Annotated in this window: 22 protein-coding genes; 6 read left to right on the top strand and 16 right to left on the bottom strand. The window is 64.9% G+C overall.

Annotated elements, in window-relative coordinates:
- Window positions 1-76: 76 nt before the first annotated feature.
- Complete coding sequence (locus CWS35_RS09635; RefSeq protein WP_244442114.1) at window positions 77-619, top strand: hypothetical protein; 543 nt, start codon at window positions 77-79, stop codon at window positions 617-619.
- Window positions 620-665: 46 nt separating this feature from the next.
- Here the strand turns inward: CWS35_RS09635 and CWS35_RS09630 are convergent, their stop codons facing one another.
- Together CWS35_RS09630 and CWS35_RS09625 are read right to left on the bottom strand one after the other, a co-directional pair.
- Window positions 666-974, bottom strand: coding sequence for a hypothetical protein (locus tag CWS35_RS09630; protein ID WP_100951754.1), 309 nt, complete (start codon window positions 972-974; stop codon window positions 666-668).
- Between the two features lie 24 nt (window positions 975-998).
- Window positions 999-1,298, bottom strand: coding sequence for a hypothetical protein (locus CWS35_RS09625; protein ID WP_145987220.1), 300 nt, complete (start codon window positions 1,296-1,298; stop codon window positions 999-1,001).
- 679 nt (window positions 1,299-1,977) lie between these two features.
- Between CWS35_RS09625 and CWS35_RS09615 the strand changes: the two genes are divergently transcribed.
- From CWS35_RS09615 to CWS35_RS09600, 4 genes are read left to right on the top strand one after another with little or no spacing between them, the layout of a single operon-like run.
- Complete coding sequence (locus CWS35_RS09615) at window positions 1,978-2,430, top strand: MarR family winged helix-turn-helix transcriptional regulator (protein ID WP_024578864.1); 453 nt, start codon at window positions 1,978-1,980, stop codon at window positions 2,428-2,430.
- A gap of 44 nt (window positions 2,431-2,474) precedes the next feature.
- Window positions 2,475-3,050, top strand: coding sequence for an isochorismatase family protein (locus CWS35_RS09610; RefSeq protein ID WP_024578863.1), 576 nt, complete (start codon window positions 2,475-2,477; stop codon window positions 3,048-3,050).
- Window positions 3,037-3,366 carry a hypothetical protein gene (locus CWS35_RS09605; RefSeq protein ID WP_024578862.1) on the top strand — a complete coding sequence of 110 codons (330 nt, stop codon included), beginning with the start codon at window positions 3,037-3,039 and terminating at the stop codon, window positions 3,364-3,366. The genes CWS35_RS09610 and CWS35_RS09605 overlap by 14 nt, the downstream gene beginning before the upstream one ends.
- Window positions 3,363-4,610 carry an MFS transporter gene (locus CWS35_RS09600; protein ID WP_024578861.1) on the top strand — a complete coding sequence of 416 codons (1,248 nt, stop codon included), beginning with the start codon at window positions 3,363-3,365 and terminating at the stop codon, window positions 4,608-4,610. The genes CWS35_RS09605 and CWS35_RS09600 overlap by 4 nt, the downstream gene beginning before the upstream one ends.
- Window positions 4,611-4,759: 149 nt before the next feature.
- Here CWS35_RS09600 and CWS35_RS09595 read toward each other — a convergent pair whose 3' ends face one another.
- From CWS35_RS09595 to CWS35_RS09575, 5 genes are read right to left on the bottom strand one after another with little or no spacing between them, the layout of a single operon-like run.
- Window positions 4,760-5,188 (bottom strand): phasin family protein, encoded by a 429-nt coding sequence (locus tag CWS35_RS09595; RefSeq protein ID WP_024578860.1) that lies wholly within the window; start codon window positions 5,186-5,188, stop codon window positions 4,760-4,762.
- A gap of 16 nt (window positions 5,189-5,204) precedes the next feature.
- Complete coding sequence (gene phaZ, locus CWS35_RS09590) at window positions 5,205-6,155, bottom strand: poly(3-hydroxyalkanoate) depolymerase (RefSeq protein WP_245438928.1); 951 nt, start codon at window positions 6,153-6,155, stop codon at window positions 5,205-5,207.
- Window positions 6,148-7,848 carry an alpha/beta fold hydrolase gene (locus CWS35_RS09585; RefSeq protein WP_100951753.1) on the bottom strand — a complete coding sequence of 567 codons (1,701 nt, stop codon included), beginning with the start codon at window positions 7,846-7,848 and terminating at the stop codon, window positions 6,148-6,150. Before CWS35_RS09585 ends, phaZ begins: the two co-directional genes overlap by 8 nt.
- A 5-nt stretch (window positions 7,849-7,853) precedes the next feature.
- Complete coding sequence (locus CWS35_RS09580; protein WP_024578857.1) at window positions 7,854-8,336, bottom strand: MaoC family dehydratase; 483 nt, start codon at window positions 8,334-8,336, stop codon at window positions 7,854-7,856.
- 42 nt (window positions 8,337-8,378) lie between these two features.
- Window positions 8,379-10,031: a fatty acid--CoA ligase gene (locus CWS35_RS09575; protein ID WP_100951752.1), complete on the bottom strand. Its 1,653-nt coding sequence runs from the start codon at window positions 10,029-10,031 to the stop codon at window positions 8,379-8,381.
- A gap of 373 nt (window positions 10,032-10,404) precedes the next feature.
- On the opposite strand from CWS35_RS09575, the gene CWS35_RS09570 reads away from it, so the two are divergent.
- Window positions 10,405-11,463, top strand: a complete 1,059-nt coding sequence (locus CWS35_RS09570; protein ID WP_157817103.1) for an AraC family transcriptional regulator — start codon at window positions 10,405-10,407, stop codon at window positions 11,461-11,463.
- Window positions 11,464-11,496: 33 nt separating this feature from the next.
- On the opposite strand, the gene CWS35_RS09565 is transcribed toward CWS35_RS09570, so the two are convergent.
- The 9 genes from CWS35_RS09565 to CWS35_RS09525 all read right to left on the bottom strand — a co-directional run bounded on the left by CWS35_RS09565 (window position 11,497) and on the right by CWS35_RS09525 (window position 18,669).
- Complete coding sequence (locus CWS35_RS09565; protein ID WP_311538750.1) at window positions 11,497-11,673, bottom strand: hypothetical protein; 177 nt, start codon at window positions 11,671-11,673, stop codon at window positions 11,497-11,499.
- Between the two features lie 114 nt (window positions 11,674-11,787).
- Window positions 11,788-12,210: a hypothetical protein gene (locus CWS35_RS40045; RefSeq protein ID WP_245438927.1), complete on the bottom strand. Its 423-nt coding sequence runs from the start codon at window positions 12,208-12,210 to the stop codon at window positions 11,788-11,790.
- A gap of 97 nt (window positions 12,211-12,307) precedes the next feature.
- The gene (locus CWS35_RS09555) at window positions 12,308-13,213 is read right to left on the bottom strand and encodes a lytic transglycosylase domain-containing protein (protein WP_371682841.1); all 906 of its coding nucleotides are present in this window, start codon (window positions 13,211-13,213) and stop codon (window positions 12,308-12,310) included.
- Window positions 13,214-13,250: 37 nt separating this feature from the next.
- On the bottom strand, window positions 13,251-13,784 hold the full coding sequence (locus CWS35_RS09550; RefSeq protein WP_024578851.1) for a YbjN domain-containing protein: 534 nt from the start codon (window positions 13,782-13,784) through the stop codon (window positions 13,251-13,253).
- A gap of 13 nt (window positions 13,785-13,797) precedes the next feature.
- The gene (locus CWS35_RS09545; protein WP_024578850.1) at window positions 13,798-14,841 is read right to left on the bottom strand and encodes a peptidylprolyl isomerase; all 1,044 of its coding nucleotides are present in this window, start codon (window positions 14,839-14,841) and stop codon (window positions 13,798-13,800) included.
- Window positions 14,838-15,431 carry a hypothetical protein gene (locus tag CWS35_RS09540; RefSeq protein WP_024578849.1) on the bottom strand — a complete coding sequence of 198 codons (594 nt, stop codon included), beginning with the start codon at window positions 15,429-15,431 and terminating at the stop codon, window positions 14,838-14,840. The genes CWS35_RS09545 and CWS35_RS09540 overlap by 4 nt, the downstream gene beginning before the upstream one ends.
- A 2-nt stretch (window positions 15,432-15,433) precedes the next feature.
- Window positions 15,434-17,287 carry a putative porin gene (locus tag CWS35_RS09535; protein WP_024578848.1) on the bottom strand — a complete coding sequence of 618 codons (1,854 nt, stop codon included), beginning with the start codon at window positions 17,285-17,287 and terminating at the stop codon, window positions 15,434-15,436.
- Between the two features lie 63 nt (window positions 17,288-17,350).
- Complete coding sequence (locus tag CWS35_RS09530) at window positions 17,351-18,160, bottom strand: TonB C-terminal domain-containing protein (protein WP_245438926.1); 810 nt, start codon at window positions 18,158-18,160, stop codon at window positions 17,351-17,353.
- Window positions 18,157-18,669 carry a hypothetical protein gene (locus CWS35_RS09525; protein WP_024578846.1) on the bottom strand — a complete coding sequence of 171 codons (513 nt, stop codon included), beginning with the start codon at window positions 18,667-18,669 and terminating at the stop codon, window positions 18,157-18,159. The genes CWS35_RS09530 and CWS35_RS09525 overlap by 4 nt, the downstream gene beginning before the upstream one ends.

Below are 18,669 nucleotides of genomic sequence, written 5' to 3'. Positions count from 1 at the left end.
GCCCCACTCTGGCGTAAGCCGATAGCGGCGGCAAACGAATATGACTTTCGTCACAACCGATCCTGACCTTCGTCAGATGCCGCCGCTGCGCGAAATGCGGTTCTGTTTCGTGATGAGCAACAGCGCAAGCCATGATGTGCCACATGCCGGCGTCCATGGCGACGCCAGTCAGGCGCCGGGCCTCGCGGAAGCCGACGACCGTCGACCGGAGTGTAAGCTGACAATGAAGGCCGCGCCACGGAAGTCACCCGGCATCGAGCTGCGCATGCTGGTGGAAGCGGAAAAGCCCGCGCGGCGCCGGCGCCTCAGTGCGACCCAGAAGGCGGCGTTGCAGGAAGCGTTTGGCGGCCGCCTGCAACTTTATCCGCGCGGCTATGCCGCAAGCAAGACCGGGCCTTTCCATTCGCGGCGCGCGATTCTCGGACTGGTACGCGCCGGCCTGATGAGTCTCAGCGCGACGGCGCGCTATGCCGCCGTAACCCGACGGGCGCGGGAGCTCCACGCGTCTGCACCATCCAGCGGAACGAACGACCAGGCCGACCCGGAGCCTGCGAAACGACGCGCCGGTCCTCGCTTCGATGAACGCAGCGTCTCCGGCGGAGCCGTGCCGCAGGAATAGAACGCGGCACGCGCCTCACCTGCCTCGAGCGTGGCGCTCGCGCCGTTCAGAACGGGAACGAAAATTCCCGGACCGGATATTTGCTGTCGAAATCCACGCCCGTCGCCGGTCCCTTGCGGTAGTAGCCGTTGTAATAGCCGACCGGGCGTCGTTCCGACGGCGGGCAGGCCAGATCGTCGCGGCCCGAGAGCAGCGGCCGGCGTTCCTGATACCGCGTTCGCCAGCAATTGCAGTCCTGATCGCAGACCATCCTGACCTGCTCGACCGATGGCTGCCATGCGCGATCCGCAACCGCGCCGGCGGGGCTGCCGAGAGCGAATGCAACCTGGGTGAGACCGACAATCAGATTGACCATGACGCTATCCACCTCGCGTTCGAGCTATTGCAGGGCGACCGGCCACGCATCGCGCATCCGCTCGCAGTCGAACCGAAAATGCTCGCCCCGGCGCAGCGTGACCTGCCAGGGCACGGTCCTGAAGAACGTCGACTCCGCGGCCTGGCCGTCCGGATAAATGATACGAACGGTGGCCTTCAACAGCCAGGAACCGATCGGCGCATAAGGAAGCTCCTCGGATCGCAGCACCTCGGCGCGGCAGCGCGCCGGGGTGGCCGCGAACGCCGCGTTGCCCAAGAGGACAGTCAATCCCAGGATAAGCCCAAACGTGGTGCCGTATTTCATAGCAGCTTGCCCTTCGAACGAGCGGTTGTCATGATGCCGTCGCACTGCACAAAGTTGTGCAGATGCTTACTTTATTGCCGAATATGTGCTATACACCGACTCGAATAGAGTGATGGCTGGCACGCATAATGCGATTCCTCGGTCTCGTTCTACGGACGCTTTTTCTGCTCGTCGTGGTGGTAACAACGGCCCGGGTGGCCATGCCGCAGAACGAGACTCTTGAGACTTTATACGACACCCCCTCTGACCTGTTCCGCATCCTGCTCGGCGCAGCGGTCTGCTTTTTCGTTTGCATCCAGATCTTCCGATATTCGAGGGACCCCGCTGACATGCGCAGATGGGTTCCGATAGGTCTTGCGATCGTGCCGCTTGCGCTGATTTGCGCACGCGTCATCTGGTAACGCGCAGCGTATCGCCGCCCTTACGCGGCGCACCAGCACCGCGTTGCCATGATAGCCGGAAGCGGACCGGCTCGAGCCGGCGCGTGCATCCTGCGTGCTTCCGACCATCACTCCCCCTTTTTAACCAGCGCTGCTTCCTGTCCGACGGCAATCGGCCATTTCGATTTGGAGCATGATCCAACAATGCCCTGACATGACGCTGACGATCACAGGAATATGAAGGCAATCTACGAAGATAATCTTTACAGTTTACCTGTATATATGCCATCCTCCCAGTCATGAACAATGCTGCGTCACGTACCGGCTCGGCGCGCACATCCGCGCTCGCCGAAGACCTTCGCCTGTTGATCGGAACGCTGAAGCGCCGGCTGCGCGAACAGGGGCAGCGTGACGACCTGCCGCCGTCGCAGGTCGCGGTGCTGTTGCGCCTCGAGAAGGACGGCCCCGCGACCGTGTCCAGCCTGGCGCGGTCGGAGGGAATGCGTCCGCAGTCGATGAGCTCGGCGATCTCAGCGCTCGAGGCCGCGGGCCTGGTGCGCGGTGCGCCCGATCCGGACGACGGCCGCCAGACCATCATGTCGCTCACCGACATCTGTCGCGAGCGGCTGCGGACCGGCCGCGCCGCGCGGCAGGACTGGCTGGCGCGCACCATCGCGACGCGGCTGTCGGTGCGGGAGCAGGATGAACTCGCCGCCGCGGTCGGCTTGCTGAAGCGGCTGGTCGCCGACTGAGCCCGCGCCAATCGCGAGAAACATCCGGTTGAAAGGAAACGATGATGGCCCTCACGACACTCGATCCGATCACCGCCCTCATTGTCGTCGATCTGCAAGCCGGGCTCGCCGGCGCGCCCTTTGTCCATCCATTCGAAGACGTCGTGACGCGGGCCCGCGCGCTCATCCAGGCGTTCCGGCGGCGCGGACTGCCGGTCGTGCTGGTCAATGTCGACGGGATCGCACCCGGACGAACCGAGCGGCCGCGCCATAACGGCGCATTTCCCGACGGCTGGACCGACCTGCTCCCGGAGCTTGACCGGCAGCCGGGTGACATCGTCGTGACCAAGCGGACCTGGGGCGCCTTTGCCAGCACCGATCTCGAGACCCGGCTGAGAGCCCGCGGCGTCACCCATGTCGTGGTCGCCGGCGTCGCCACCGGCACCGGCGTCGAATCCACGGCGCGGCAGGCCTTTGAGGCCGGCCTCAACGTCACGCTCGCGATCGACGCCATGACCGACGCGCGGCCGAACGCGCACGACTACAGCATCGAGCAGGTGTTCCCGCGACTCGGCGAAACCGGCTCGACCCAGGCGATCATCGATCTGCTCGAAAGGACGCATGCCCATGAACTGGCTTGAGCTCGTCGCCTATTTCTTCGGCGGCGCCTTCCTCACCAACGCCATTCCCCACGTTGTCGCCGGCATCATGGGCGAACCGTTCCAGACCCCGTTTGCCAAGCCGCCGGGAGAAGGGCTATCGACCTCGACCGTCAATATCATCTGGGGCTTCTTCAATCTCTTCGTCGGCTACCTGCTGGTCTGCCGCGTCGGCGAGTTCGCCCTCCGCAACACAGGCGATGTCGCGGCCCTCGGTCTCGGCGGACTTCTATTCGGTATCGTCATGGCGCGGCGGTTCGGCCGGTTTCACGGCGGGAATGATCCGCAACGAACATGAGACGCGTCTTTCGATCGCTCGCGAGCTTCAACTACCGGGTCTGGGCCGCCGGCGCGCTGGTGTCCAACATCGGCACCTGGATGCAGCGCGCCGCGCAGGACTGGCTCGTCCTCACCCAGCTGACAAATCACAGCGCATCCGCCGTCGGCATCGTGATGGCGCTGCAATTCGGACCGCAACTCTTGCTGATGCCCTGGTCCGGCCTCGCCGCCGATCGCTTCAACCAGCGGCGGCTCCTGATGGCAACCCAGGCGACGATGGGCACGCTGTCACTGATCCTCGGCATCCTCACCGTCACCGGATTGGTGCAGCTCTGGCATGTCTATGTATTCGCGTTTCTGTTCGGTTGCAGCGCCGCGCTTGACGCTCCGGTCCGCCAGACCTTCGTCGCCGAGCTGGTCGGCGACCGAGACCTGTCGAACGCGATCGCGTTGAACTCGACCTCATTCAATGCCGCGCGCATGGTCGGCCCCGCGATGGCCGGACTGCTCATCGCTTCGGTCGGCACCGGCTGGGCGTTCCTGTTCAACGGAGCGTCCTTCATGGCGGTGCTGACCTCGCTGTGCCTGCTGCGCAAATCCGAGCTCCGGCCGAATGCGCGCGCACCCCGCACCAGGGGCGGCATCACCGAGGGATTCAAGTATGTCTGGTCCCGCCCCGATCTCAGGGCGACCCTGGTCATGCTGTTCCTGATCGGGACTTTCGGGCTGAACTTTCCGATCTTCATCTCGACCATGGCGGTCGGCGTCTTCCATACCGACGCGCGCGGCTTTGGCCTGTTGTCATCGATGATGGCGATCGGAACGATGTCGGGCGCGCTGCTGGCGGCGACGCGCGACCAGCCGCGCTTCGCCGCGCTGATGCTGGGTTCGGCGATCTTCGGCATCGGCTGTACGCTGGCCGCGCTGGCACCGAACTACTGGCTGTTTGCCGCCGCCCTCGTCGTGATCGGCATCGCCTCGTTGACGATCCTCAATACCTCGAACGCGCTGATGCAGCTCTCGACCGAGCCGGCGATGCGCGGGCGCGTGATGGCGCTGCGGCTCGGCGTCGCGCTCGGCGGCACGCCGATCGGCGCACCGATCGTCGGCTGGGTCGCCGACCATCTCGGCCCACGCTGGGCGCTCGGCGTCGGCGCTGCGTCAGGCTTTGCCGCCGCACTCGTCGCGCTCGGCATGCTTGCGCGGGCGAACGCCGCAGCCAGGCACGGCACTGAACATGGCAGCATGCCGCCGGCCGAGTAGACCAACGCTTCCGGACCGATCCACATCATCACGAGCCACCCGGCCGGCGCGAAGCGCCGCCGGATGACAGGCGCTGCGAAACAATCCATCGTTGTCGTCCGCGCGAATTGATGGATTGCTTCGTCGCTGTGGCGTCCGGGCGGACGGTCTCAAGCCGACTTGTTCGGACGCGCGCTGGCGCGAAGTTCCTCGAAGCTTTCCTTCATGCGGTCCTGGATGATCTTGACCGCATCCGTGGTCGACTGTCGCGCGGTCGACGCGCTGTCCTGGGCGCCCTTCACGGCGATATCGAACACCTTGCGCGCGAACTCGGTCTGCAAGGCGAGGTTCTCATGGACCTTGCCGAGCGGCTTGTATTCGCGCGCCAGCGTCGCGGCCTCGCGCAAGCCGGCCTCCATCACCTCACGCTGCTTCTGCGCCACGGTCTGCGCGCCTTGCGCCGCTACTTTCGCGCTCTGGCCGAGCGCCTCGAGATTCTTCTTCTGGGTCTGCAGCAATTCGTCCACGTTCAGCTTCGGCAAGCCGAGATCACTGCCGAACTTCCGCAGCATATCGATGTATGAGCTGTTATCCGTCATGATGTCCTCCCTGTGGTTACGACTTCTGGCGTCCGTCTCCGGATGTTGGAACGAGATCCCTCAGGTAGCTGGTGGTGCGTGCAAGCAGCGATGCCGGCACGACCTCGCGGCCTTCGTCGGCGAGAAACGCCTCGATCAGGCGAGCGGTTTCCGCCGGCCGCGTCACCATGAACAGATGCCCGTCGTCGATCATGTGCAGCTCGGCGTTCGGGATCAGGCTGGCCATGATGTGACCGTTGATCGGCGGCACCAACGGGTCGTCGCTGCCCATCAGGATCAGCGTCGGCTGCGGCAGCGACCATAGCCACGGCAGGCTGGTCCAGCCGGTCATCGCCAGCAACTGATAGAAGTAACCGAGGCTGCGCGCGCCGTGCATCGCAGCCGCATGCCGGCCGATCAATGACGGATCGTCGCGAAACGCTCCGCCATAGATGTCGGCGGCGATGCTCTTCATATAGCCCTTGTCGGTGTAGCGGCGCGGCGTCGCCATCTTCCACAGCACCGAGGGGCTCGCGGGCACCATGGTGAAACCAGGTGCGGTCGCCGCCAGCACCAGCCGGCGGCAGCGCTTCGGGAATTGATGCGCGAATTGCTGCGCGATGCCGCCGCCCCAGGACACGCCGGCGACGTCGATCTCGGCGTAACCCAGCTCGGCGGCGAGTTCCGCGGCAAGCCGCGCCAGCGTCGACGGGCGATACGGCCACGCCGGCTTCGGCGATCCGCCGACGCCGGGCACGTCGAAGATGATGGCGGTGGTGCCAGTGAGCGCTTCGAGGAACGGCCTTGCCAGCTCCCAATTGGCGCCGATCCCGTTGAACAGCAGGAGCGGCGGCCCCTTGCCGTCGCCATGCCGGATCGCGACCTGAAGCGGCTGACCGTCGATCGTGATCTGCCGCGCCTCGATCGCGCCGCGCATGGCGGCAGCAGCGGGCTCGGCGTTGTCGGCGCTGGTGAGGTCCTCAGTCAAAGACGTAGGTCCCCGGAGCCGGGCCGAGGCTCGGATGGCGCGCACTGCCGAGCGTCGCAGGCGGCGGCACTTCGTCGCCCGAGCGCGCGTACAGCCAGTCGCGCCAGTCGAGCCACCAGCTTCCCTTGCGCTTCTCGGCCGTGGCCATGAAGTCGTCGGGCTTGCCCGCGCCGACCGGGCCGATCATGAAGGAGGCCTTCGGATTGCTCGGCGGGTTGAGCAGGCTCTGGAGATGCCCACTGTTCGACAGCACGAAGGTGGTGCCTTCGCCCATGATCTGCGCAGTCTTGTAGACACCCTTCCACGGCGTGATGTGATCGGTGACGCCGGCCACGACATAGCTGTCGGCCTTGACCTTGCTCATGTCGATGGTCTTGTCGTTGAGCGTCAGCTTGCCGGGGTTCAGGAACGGGTTGGTGAAGTAGAGATCGAGGTAGTCGCCATGCAGCGCCGCCGGCAGGCGGGTCGTGTCGGCGTTCCAATACAGGATGTCGAAGGCCGGCGGCTGGTTGCCGAGCAGATAGTTGTTGACCCAGTAATTCCAGATCAGGTCGTTCGGCCGCATCCAGGCGAACATCCGCGCCAGATCGTGGCCGTCGACGATGCCGCGCAGCTTGGAGGATTCCTTCGCCAGGCGCATGGTCTCGGGTGTCATCAGGCAGCCGAGCGTCGTCTCCTCGGCCGCATTGGGATCGAGCAGGCAGACCGCCAGCACGAGATTCCTGATCTTCTTCTCGGCCGTGCTGCCGAGCGTCGCGAAATAGGCCGTCGACGTGATGCCGCCGGAGCAGGAGCCCATCATCGAGATGTCCTCGCTGCCGGTGATCTCGCGCGCGGCATCGACCGCCTCGTCGAGCGCCGCGACATAGGTGTCGAGCCCCCAATCGCGATTGGCTGCGGTCGGATTGCGCCAGCTCACCGCGAAGGTCTGGATGCCGCTTTCGAGCAGGAAGCGGATCATGCTCTTGTCCGGCGACAGATCGAGCGCGTAGTACTTGTTGATCTGCGGCGGCGTGATCACGAGCGGCCGCTTCCTGACTGTCGGCGTCGTCGGGGTATACTGGATCAGCTCCAGCAACTCGTTGCGGAAGATCACCGCGCCCGGCGTCGTCGCCAGGTTCTCGCCGACCTTGAACGCGGTCGTGTCCACCATCGACGGCATGCCGCGATTGCGCGCGAGATCGTCGAAATAGTTCTTCAGCCCGCTCCACAGGCTTTGCCCGCCGGTATCGAGGAATTTGCGTACCGCCGCCGGATTGGTGAACATCGTGTTGGTCGGCGCCACCGCGTCGATCAGGATCTCCGTGATCAGGTGCGCGCGCTGCTTGTCGATATCGCTGAGGCTCGTCTTGTCGACCAGGCCATTGACCGTCTCACCCCACGCCAGATAGGCCTTGAGCAGCCCGCTATGCAGCGAGCTCTCCTTCCAGGCCGGGTCCGCGAACCGCCGGTCGCCCGGCTTCGGCGCTCGCTCGGATTTTCCGGCAAGTATCGAGCCCATCTCGCTGACAAAGGACAGCCATTGCTCGGTTGCGACCTTGGGTTCGTTGATCACGGCCTTGAACAGGATGCTCGCGCTGTCGACGAGGTCCTGGCCGCGGATCCCGACCAGCGGATTGAGCGCCAGCGTGTTTCGCGATGCGGCCTCGGAGAGGTCGGCCGTCGGTTCAGGAGTCCGATTGTCCGTAGCCATGACTGTCATGCTCCCTTGGCAACAACCTTGGCAGGAATCAGGAGCGCCAGCGTTTCGGCGATCAGGGCTGGCTTCTCGGATCCCTCGACCTCCAGCGTGTTCTGGGTCTTCATGATCAGCTGGCCGGCTTCCTTCGGCTCCACCCCTGCGAGCGTCACGCGCAGCCTCACCCGCGCACCGACCGGCACCGGCGCGAGGAAACGGACCTTGTCGATGCCGTAATTCAATCCAGCGGCGGCATCACGCGGGATGATGCCGACCTCCATCGCGAGCGGCGCCACCATCGCGAGCGTCAGATAGCCATGCGCGATCGGACCGCGGAACGGGCTCTCGCGCTTGGCCCGCTCGACGTCGACATGAATCCACTGGTGATCGCCGGTGCAGGACGCAAAGGTGTCGATGCGCTGCTGGTCGATCACGACCCAGTCGGAAACCCCGAGCTCGCGTCCGACATGCGTACCCAGGTCGGCCATTGTGAGGCTGCTCATCCTGTCGTCCTCCTTGATTTTTTCTCGGGCTTGCGCGCGCCGTCACATGTCGCCGTATTGCTCGCGCAGCTCCTTCTTGTTGATCTTTCCGACGCTGGTCTTGGGAATGCTGTCGATGAACAGGATGGTCCCGGGGATGCCGTATTTCGAGATCACGCCCTGGTCGGCGAACTGCTTGAGATGATCCTTGATCGCAGCGTCGGTGAGGCCGTCGGCGCCGGACGGCTTCTTGACCACGAGCGCGAGCGGCCGCTCGCCCCATTTGTCGTCCTTGACGCCGATCACGGCGGCTTCCGCCACACCGGCGCATTGCGAGATCAGGTCCTCGATCTGTAGCGAGGACACCCATTCGCCGCCGGTCTTGATCACGTCCTTGATCCGGTCGGTGATATGGACGTGGCCGCCCGGACTGATGACCGCGATATCGCTGGTGTGCAGATAGCCGCCGGCCCAGAGCTGCTCCGAGCCCTCGGGATTATTGTAATAGCCCTGGGTGAGCCAGGGCGCGCGAATCACGATCTCGCCGGCGGACTTGCCGTCATGCGGGATGTCCTTCATGTCGGGATCGACGATGCGCAGATCGACCAGCGGCCCGGCGATGCCGGCGCGGGTGCGAAATTCGACCTCGCCGTCGGGATCGCCGCTGAGGTCCCTGGAGCTGACGTGCGATACCGCGGCGAGCGGCCCGGTCTCCGACATGCCATAACCCGCGAAGATGTCGATGCCGGCGGCGAGCGCCTGCTTGGCCAGCGCCTTCGGCAGCGCCGAGCCGCCGATCACCATCTTCAACCCGTGCAGATCGACCTTGGCCGCGGCGGCTGCGTTGAGCAGCATCTGCAAGATGGTCGGCACGCCGTGGGTAAAGGTGACGCCCTCGCTCTTGATCAGCTTGACCAGCATCGCCGGCTCGTAGCGGCCGGGATAGACCTGCTTGGTACCGGCCAGCGTCGCCGACCAGGGAAAGCCCCAGGCGTGGACGTGGAACATCGGCGTGATCGGCATGTAGACGTCGTCGCGCGAGAAGCGGCCTTGCGAGCCCGCCATACCGAACAGCGCCAGTCCCGCGATCGAGTGCAGCACCAGCTGGCGATGGCTGTAATAGACCCCCTTGGGCAATCCGGTCGTGCCGGTGGTGTAGAAGGTGGTGGCCTGGGTGTTCTCGTCGAAATCCGGGAAGTCGTAATCCGGCGAGGCCGCGGCGAGCAGGCTTTCATATTCGCCGATGAAGGACAGGCTGCCGATCTGCGGCGTCGGCCGGTCCGACATCACGATCATCCGCTTCACATTCGGGAGCTGTCCCTTCATGCCTTCGAGCAGTCCGACGAATTCGTCGTTGACGAGCAGCGTCGACGCCCCGGCGTGATTGATCGTGTAGGCGATCTGCTCGGGCGACAGGCGGACGTTCACCGTCTGCAACACCGCCGCCATCATCGGGATCGCGAAGAACGCCTCCAGAAAGCGATGGCTGTCCCATTCGAGCACGCCGACGGTGTCGCCGGGCTCGACGCCGGCCTTGCTGAGCGCGGACGCCAGGCGTCCGATCCGCTCCCTGGTCTGGCGGTAGGTGAAGCGCTTGAGATCGCGGTAGACGATCTCCTGGTCCGGCGCCTGCACACGCGGCGTGTGCCAGAGCTGCTTGAAGATGAGCGGATATTGATAGGCGGATTTGGCAGTCTGAATCAGTCTCCCAACCATGGAAGCCCTCCCTCGACTTTCGTTTCCTCCGGCCGTCGCAACGTCCGCGTTTCTTGAACGAGCGGATCGTCTGGTCTGCCGTCTCGCGTCGCGACGGTCATACCGCGTGACATTATGCCCAAGCGTCGCGTGACGCCCGAGATTTGTGAAGGTCCGAAACGGACATCGAACGGGTCTGAACTGGACAGGCTTGCTCTCGGCGAACGGCAACAGCCACCTGCCGAACGGGTCTCCTCACCTGCTCCTCTTTGCTGCTGCGCAACATGGATGACCCATTGATAAGCCTTGGGTTGTGGCACGAACCGGCTATGTTCCAAGGAGTAGGCGATTGCTTCCGGACAGAAGGAAAGGCTGCTTCACTTTGCAACCGACCATGCGACTGAAGAAGCCTGCGGGCTCCCGCAACGATATCCTGACCGTCGGCAGCAGCGATAAGGTGTATGAGGCGACCAAGCTTGGCGCGGTCTTCGACATGCTTGCCGGTACCGGCGTCGCGGCCGAAGCCATCCTGCGCGGCACGAACATTCCGCTGGCCGACGTCCATTCACCGCAGGCGCGGATTTCGCTGACCCAGCTGATGACCGTCTGTCAGAACGCGTTGCGGCTGTCGACCGACCGTCATCTGCCCTATCGCATCGGCGCGTCGATCCACATCTCGACATACGGAATGTACGGCTATGCGCTGCTGTGCTGCCCAGACTTCCGCAAGGCGATGGAATTTGCGATGCGCTACCACGCGCTCGCTGCGCCGCTCGCCGCCATCGACTTCAGCGAGGACAAGGCCCATGCGCGATGGACCATCGAGCCTAACTTGCACGCGCTTGCCGATTCCGCGCTCTATCGTTTCGTCGCCGAGATGCAGATCGGCATCCACATCTCGCTGATGCGCGACATCATGGGACCGGGCTTCGCCCCCAGCGAGATCACGCTCGCCTATCCGCAGGCGCCGGACTTCGATCTTCCGCTCGATCATGTCGGATGCCCGGTGCGCTTCGATCGGCCGGCCAACCAGATCGTCTTCAAGGCGCAATGGCTGGATCGGAGCGCGGATCTCGGCAACAAGACGACCTATCCGACCATCGTGGCGCTCTGCGACGACCTGCTCGGAGACCTGAAATTGCGGACCGGCGTTGCCGGACGGATTCGTGCCATCCTGCTCGGCGACATCGCCAATCCTCCGACCTTCGAGGCGATCGCGAAAATGCTCGGCGTGAACGACCGGTCACTACGGCGCCAGCTTCGCCAGCAGGGCTTCTCGTTTCGCGGGCTGCATGACGAGCTGCGAACCCAGATCGCGCTGAAATATCTCCGCAACACCGCGCTCGCCAACGAGGATATCGCATTGGCCCTCGGCTTCAGCGATGCCGCCAATTTCAGGCGCGCGTTTCATCGCTGGACCAACAAGGCACCGAGCGACATCCGCGGCGAATGATCGCAGACACCGACGAGCAGGTCGCCCAGGACGTCAGTAAGCGTAGGACGTCTTGCCCGGCTGCACGGTCAGCCGGAAGGCTACATCGGTCGAGCCATCCATCAGCTCGATGATGTTGTCACACACCAGGCATCGAAACTCGCCCGCGACGCCGCCCTTCGACGTCAGTTCGATCCGGCGATAGCCGGCCTGGCAATGGGGGCACGTCACGTCGGATTTTCGCATCGAATCAGCAAGCCGTTAGTTTCGCTATTTTCCCACGTGCCCATCGTCAGAAATGTGACGGCATCTCGATCGCTCGGACAATCAACGCCATCTTACCCATCATCGATGCGTGTAAACCGGCGTCGGCGGGCGATAGGGAAACGCCGAGACCCCGAAGTTGCGGCCATATTGCTGCTGCACCGCCGGGATATTGACCACGCCGACCTTGAGGTCCTGCGACTTCGCGTCGAACGGCGGCGTGTTGGTTACCGGCGGATTGACCTGATCGACCTGCTTCCTGAGCCGCTCGTTGATGCAGCCAAGCGAGGCCGCATCGCCGCAGCGCTCACCGGGCCCGCTGCCGCTACCTCTTGCCGCAGCCCGACCGCTGCTGCCGCCGGTGTCGCGGTTGAGATTGACCGTGGGTGGCGGCGCGCCGACGATGATTTCCGGCAACGGCGTGTGCTGAGGTTGCGGCGTCTGCGCCAGCGCCGGCATCGCCGACAACCCGGCCATCGTGATCGCCAACATCAATGCTTTCATCGGTACTGCTCCTTGCAGAACCAGAGCTGTTTCAAACGATAGGAAGTCGAGGGAGGATATCAAGGCAACGACATCGATTGCGGCGATGGACCGCTTGCTATTTGCCTCCCCGGGCCTGGATCACAAGCGCGTTCAGCCGGGTGTTGAGCGCAACGAGATCGACACGCCCGATGCGTCCACCACCGCCGAGGCATTTGCGGCCGCATCCGCCGCCTCCTCCACCGCCACCGCTGCGCCCGGGCTCACCGAAGGTCGCGACCGGCACGGTTCCGGTGACCCGGAAACCGCGGGCAAACAGCCGGGCGCGCACCGCGACGCAATAATTCACCGACAGATAGGAGAAGCGGATCTCGCCATGACCCGCGCGGTATTTCATGACCGCGGTGCAGAGGTCGCCGCCGGCAAGGCGCCACGCCCGCGCCAGATACATGACACCGAAGTGAATGTTGTTCTCGGGAATCGCAAGCTCGGCAAGCGAGCCGGAGAAGCCGAGCATGCGCGCGGTCGACGGCAACAACTGCATCAGCCCGATTTCGCCGACGCCACCGATCACGTCGGGATTGTAGCCGCTCTCCACCCCCATCACGGCCTCGGCGATCTCAGGCGCGAGCCCGGTCCCGGCTGCCTCCTTTTCGATCAGCGCGCGATAGCGCATGCGCGCATCCGAAACCGCGGGCTGGCTCACGGGCGGTGGCGGCAGGTTCTTCCCGCCGGCATCCTTCGCAGCATCCTTGGCAGCATCCTTTGCCGCTGCGGACGGCTTCGTTGCCGCCTCGGCCGGCGGCTTTGCCGCGGCGTCGGCAGCAGGCTCTCCCTGGTCGACGGCGGCGAAGCGCGTGCTGAACGCCGGCGCCGCTTCCTCCGCTCGGGCGGTCTGCGCCAGGCCAAGCGCAAGCGCGAGACAGCCCGCTGCGATGAAGCTGCCTCGGCGACGAGCAGGATCGAGCTGCTTCCGCCATCGGCCGAAGCAGCTCGCCTTCATCGAGGAGGCAGCGTCATTCATGGGTTGCTTGCGGTCCTGGTCGTCGCGCCGTCACGACTTACTGGATGGTGGGAACGGCTCCCGCCTCCGAGGCGTGCTCGCGTGCCGGCTGCTGCGCCGGTGCGGCGGGCTGCGGGGCAGCGGCGGCCGCGCCGTTGCGGGCAGCGAGCTTCGGCAGCTCCTCGCGCAGATAGGCGATCAGCTCCTGTACCAGCCGGTCCCAGATCTCGATCTGCGCCCGCACGAAGTTCGGCGCCACGCCGCCGGCGACCGAGACATCGAGGCAGAACACCAGGAACGGGTGGCTGAGCTGCAACCGGCCGAACCGCCGCGTCGCGTTCCAGCGATTGACGAGGTCGAGCGGCAGTTCACCCTGCACCTGGAGCGTGGTGACCAGCGTCGCGTCGACAAAGCCCTGTTCCTCGCCGATCAGCTGGTTGCCCGGCCGGATCTCGAAGCCCAGCCCCGCCGTCGCCGAACGCAGATAGGTCGTGTTGGCGACCGGATCGGTCAGCGTTTCGACGCGATAGCCGACGTTCTGGAAGCTGTCGCGCAGCTCTTCGATCGTGAGCCTGGTAATGATATCGGACATCTTGGTCTCCACTTTACTTCTTCGACGCGTCGAGCAGGCTCGACAGTGCCAGCTCGTTGAGGACAGGCGGATGCTGCTTCAGCAGCTCGCCAAGATAGGCGCGTCGCATCATGGTCGAGCGCTCGGAGCGGATCTGCTGCACCAGCTGGTCGCGCACCTCCGGCAGGGTGCGGGTGTAGGATGCCTTGGTGTCGATCAGCTTGATGATGTGCCAGCCGTCGTCGAGCTTGATCGGCTCGGACACGCTGTTCTTGGCGAGCCCCATCACCTGGCTGCGGATCTCCGGACGGATCTGGGTTTCCGCGACCCAGCCGAGGTCGCCGGCGTCCTTGGCGGCGTTGTTGTCACCGCGCGCGATCGCCGCGAAGTCGGCTCCCGGCGCCCTCAGCTTGCGCTGCACGTCGTCGAGCTCCTGCTTCGCCTTGTCCTCGGCGGCCTTGTCGCCTTCCTTCGGCGCAGCGATGAAGATCTGCGCCAACTGGAATTGCCGCGGCATCAGGAATGCGGCGCGATTGGCCTCATAGACCTTCTGCAGATCGTCTTCGCTCGGGAAGTTCGCCGGCGGCGTCGACACCGATTGCAGATAGAGCTCAACCACCGCGCTCTCGCGGGCCCGCTCGAGCTGCGCCGCGACGCTGGGCTGCTGATCCCATTTCTTCGCCACCGCCTCCTGCAGCACGAGGCGGTTGGCAAGCAGCAGGCGGACCGCCTGGCTGAGCATCGCCGGATCCTTGGCCAGCGCCGCCTGCTCGCGCGGGGCAAGCGCTGCGACATAGCTGCGGAGGTCGTCGGCCGAGATATTGGTGTCGCCGACCCGCGCGATGACGTTCTCGGGAGCGGTGACAGGTTTCGGGGTGGCCGCGACCGGGGCGACCGGCGTGGCGGCGGCTTGCGCCTGGGCCGCGGGCTGGGGCTGCGGCTTCCTGACGGGCGCCTGTACCGTGCGTGGCGCGGGAGCCTGCGCTTGCGCCGACGCATCGAGCGGCACGACGAAGGCCGCAACGGCAGCGGCCAGGCCGATCGACCGGAGCGGCTTCATGTGAAGAGCGGTCGTCATGGGTTCACCTTCTGATCGAGGAATTTGTCGGTGCTTTCCTGCAGCTGGTTCTGGATCTCGACCCGGCGCTGCTGAATCATCGGCTCGCGCGAGACCACGATCTCGCCGATCGTCAGGTCCTTGTAGCGCTGCACCATCTCCTTGCCGGCCTTGACCAGCTGGGTGTTCTTGGCGATGCAGCTCTTGGTGCTGGCCTTGTAGGCGGTCGCCTCACCTTCGAACTTGGCGCGCTCGGCGTCCTTGCTGCGGGCGACGGTGGCCGCCTCCTCATACGCCGACTTCCACTTCTCCAGCGTCTCATCGCGTTCGGCGAGCCGTTGGTTGAACTCGTCGACCGCGTCGCGGTGTTCCTTGTCAGCCTTCTTGAGCTGGGCCTTGAGGTCGTCGACCTCCTTCTTGGCCGCCGCCTTTTCGCGATCGGCGTCGGCCACCTTGGCTTGCAGGGCCGTGCGCTGGTCTTCCAGCGCGCGGGTCTGCGCGGTCGCGCTGCGCAGGGCGTCGCGCAGGCGGTCGGTCTCGGACTGGGCGAAGGCGGTGCCGGAGCTCAACGCTCCCAGCAACATCGTCAGGACAATCAGTGCGATGCGCATGGTCAGAACTTCGCGTTGAGGTCGACTTGCAGGACGTCGACGGCGTAGGGGTTACCGGCGATGCTGTTGGCGCTCATCCAGCGCAGGGTCGCCCAGACATTCTCGCCGAGACCGACATTGCCGCCGACGAAATAGCCCTTGAGGTTGGTGCCGCCGAGGCCGAAGTCGGAGTCTGCAAATGCGTCGATGGTGGCGTCGGACTCCAGGTATTTGTAGCCGGCGTGGACGTTCCAATCCCAGAGATGCTTGATCTCCTTGTTGCCGACGGTGACGCGGCCGAGCCAGCCCTGATTGCCGCCGTTGAACGCACCTGGCGTAGTGCCGCCGTCCGGACTCGGCCCGCGGTTGTTGATCGCCGCAACGTTCATGAGGGAACGGCTGAACGCGGTGTTGTTGACGTACTCGCCGTCGAGCACGATGTGGGTCGGGTGGAATTGTCCGAGATCGAGCTGCGCGCTGACCACCACCGGGCGATACTGGCCGACCAATCCGAAATACTGATACTTGAAGTTCTGGCCGCCATTGTTGCCGGTTCCGACCGGGTCGGGAATGATGTTGCGCAGCGCGAAGTAGCTGTTGCCCTTCTGCGCGAACGACGGTCGGGTCAGGTCGGTATTGCAGACATCGCCCGACAGCTCGACGATGCAGGGACTGGAAAGCTGCCCCTGCACATTGTCGAAGTCGTAGTAGGCGACGCCGAACCGGAATGTATATTCCGGACTAAACCGCGCATTGAAGCCGACCTGACCTCCGAACAGCCACTTGTCGTGGCTGGCGAACTTGGTTGGCGGATTCGTCAGATTGATTCCGGCGTTGAAATCGGTGTTGTAGATCGGAAATGCACCGCCCACTGCGAAGGGCGTGAAGCCTTCCCACACCTCGTGCTTGGCCTGCACGGCGAAACCATCGAAGCCGAGTTCGCGGTACCAGACCAGATCGGTCGGCGACCAGAACGGATTGTCGAAGCGGCCCGCTGACAAGGCCAGATCACCATTCCAGCCCTGCCAGTTGATGTAGCCGCGGTCGAGCCAGACGCCATATTTCGAGAAGTTGCCACCGCCGGTACCAAACGTCTGGTTGGTCGACACCGGCGAGTTGTTTTCGCCGGTCGCGATGCGCAAGCCCGCGGTGAATCCGTACAGCAGGTCCGCTTCCATGCCGAGCCGGCCGCGAAGCCGGAACTGGTTCCGATCCTGCGTGGCGTCATAGGTGGGCGCACCATACGGGTTCGTGATCTGCGAAAGATCGTACGGCGAGCCGGTATTGATGGCGTTGAAGTTGATGGCTCCGCCCTGGTCGTTGCCACCGGGGAAATAGTTGCCCTGATAGCGCACGCGCGCATCGCCGTAGAAGCGGATGCGCTGCGCCCACTCCGGATAGGTTCCGGGCGACGCCCAGTTTTCCTTCTGTGCCTTGGCCATCACCTCCTGCTTAATCTCTTCCCGTAACTGTCTTTTGACGACTTCGGGAACGTAGGTGACGTGCCGGGTGCCGGGCGGCTGCGCCGCAGCGGCGGCCGCGGTCGCGGCCTTGGTGGCGTCGTCGGCCTTGGCGGTGGCGTCCTTGGCGGCCTGGCGGGAAACATAGGCCTCGTCCTCGGCCTGCTTGATCAGCGCCTGGGCCTGGTCCTCCTTGAGGACGCCCTGCTGGACCAGCAGATTGACGAGGTTGACGGTGGCGTTCGACGATGTCGGCTTGGTGCTCGACACTTTCGGCTTCCTGGCATCGGTCTGCTTTGCGGCGGCGGGCGCCTGATCCGCAGTCTGGCCCACGGCCGGCGTTGCGCAGGCAAGCGCGCCCAGCGACACCGCAAGCGGCAACGCGCGCCATTCTGCGTGAGCTCGTTTCTTAAACATCAGTCCCCCAGTTCTCACTCGCACTTTGAAATTCGCAGGTTGGTCGTTCGTAGGTCGGTCTTGTCAGCTCGGCCGGCGCGCGGTGACGCGCGTGACCACCGGCATCGGCATGTCCTTGGGTGGCGGCTCGCGCAGCGTCAGGCTGCCGATCACCTCGTTGCGCAACGCCGCGTCGACCTCGGCATTGCCGGACGACGGCGTCAGCACGACGCGGGAGATGTGGCCGGAGCTGTCGACCCAGAGCCGCACCTGTATCTGCGTCGCCATGTTGCGCGTCTTCGGATTGGCCCGGATCGCGGCCTCGATCTGCGAGGTGATGATCGTGGCGTACCAGCCAAAGCGGCTGCCCCCACCGCCGCCACCGCCATACGGACTGCCGCCGGGCTTGCCGCCGAGATTGAACAAATCGCCGGGGCCGGTCGGCTTCGCATCAAGCGACAGCGGCCCGGGCGGCTCGTCGTTCTTGGCATCCTTGGCCGGCTCGTCCTTCGGCTTGTCGACCGGCTTCTCTTCCTTGAACTCGGGCTCCGCCATCTTGGGCTGCTCGATCATCTTCTGCTCGGGCTGCGGCGGCGGCGGCGGAGGTGGAGGCGGCGGCGGCAGCGTCACATTGACGATGGTGAGATCGCGCACCTGACGCGGCGGCGGCATATCGTCGTGGCCGAGAAAGAAATAGATGATGCCGCTGAGGAACAGCGCGGCAACCACCACGACCGCGCCGTAACGCAGCAGCGCGGTGCGCTCGCTTTTCCGTACCGCAGCCTTGCGAACCGGGACCGGCGGCGGCGCTGCCGCTGCTGCGGCAACGTGATCTTCGGCGGCCGGCGTGGCGCGCGCGGCCTGCGCATTCTGGTCTCGCATCGGCGCATTCATGGCGCGGCCTCCGTCGAGCCACGGTCGGTCAGCTTCTCGTTGACGTATTGGGTGACGAAGCTGGCGAGCGCGTCGAAATCCGTGGTCTTCAGGATGACCTTGGTGTCCGGGCCCGCCTCGATCGCGGCCTGAAAGGTGCCGATCTCGCTCAGATAGTCGACATAGGCCGCCGCATCGATCGAGAGCCGGACCCATGGAGATCGCGAGATCGTCAGCAGCAACACATCGTCGGCGGGTTGCCGGCGGGCGACATGCCGGCGCAGCACGTCCGCGAGCTTGACCAGCAGGGCCTCGCCATGGACGGGAAACGGCAGCACCTCGCCACGTGTTTGCTCACCGAGTTCGGAGCTGGGCAACCCGACGCCGGAGCCGGCCGGAAGCGACGCCGGCGCGACGGGCTCCAGGTCTGCGGCATCGCCACCCGGATCGAATGATCGCATCACGTCGCTCAGCCACGACCGCAGCGTCCTGCGCTCGGTCAGTGGGAAAGGTGATGGCTGCGTGATCAT

This window comes from Bradyrhizobium sp. SK17 (genome assembly GCF_002831585.1).
Lineage (GTDB): Bacteria > Pseudomonadota > Alphaproteobacteria > Rhizobiales > Xanthobacteraceae > Bradyrhizobium.
The sequence above is the reverse complement of the archived record's forward strand: the minus strand, read 5'-3'. Positions and strand labels throughout refer to the sequence as shown.